This is a genomic window from Pseudomonas sp. SWRI81 (assembly GCF_014268545.1).
In the GTDB taxonomy this organism is placed as follows: Bacteria; Pseudomonadota; Gammaproteobacteria; order Pseudomonadales; family Pseudomonadaceae; genus Aquipseudomonas; species Aquipseudomonas hamedanensis.
Map to the genome: position 1 here is coordinate 1 of NZ_JABWQS010000100.1, position 557 is coordinate 557.

General features: G+C 62.5%; 1 protein-coding gene. It reads left to right on the top strand.

The features are described from left to right. Positions 1–557: RHS repeat-associated core domain-containing protein (locus HU765_RS26605; RefSeq protein WP_186624084.1), on the top strand; the 557-nt coding region annotated here is incomplete at both ends.

Here is a 557-nt window from a genome sequence, read left to right on the forward strand (position 1 = left end):
CAGACCCTCGTCACCGAATACCGCTACGACTGCCAGCACCGCCTGATCGGCCTGACCCGCCCCGACGGCCAAACTGCCAGTTACCAATACGACGCCTTCGGCCGCCGCATCGGTAAAACCGTCGACGGCGCCGTCACCGAATTCTTCTGGCAAGGCGACCACCTCGTCGCCGAAAGCAGCCCAACCCAATACCGCAGCTTCGTCTACGAACCCGGCACCTTCCGCCCCTTGGCCCTGCTCGACGGCAAAGGCCCGAAAAAAGCCTGCCCGTTCTACTACCAACTCGACCACCTCGGCACCCCGCAGGAACTCACCGATTACAGCGGCGAAATCGTCTGGTCCGCGCAATACGACGCCTACGGCAAAGTCGCCGCGGTGACCCTGGCCGGCGAAGAATACCTGGACCAGCCGCTGCGCTTTCAGGGGCAGTACTTCGATGCGGAAAGCGGGCTGCATTACAACCGCCACCGGTATTACGACCCGAGGTTGGGAAGGTATCTGACCCCGGATCCGGTGAAGCTGGCCGGTGGGTTGAATCAGTACCAGTACGTGCCGAA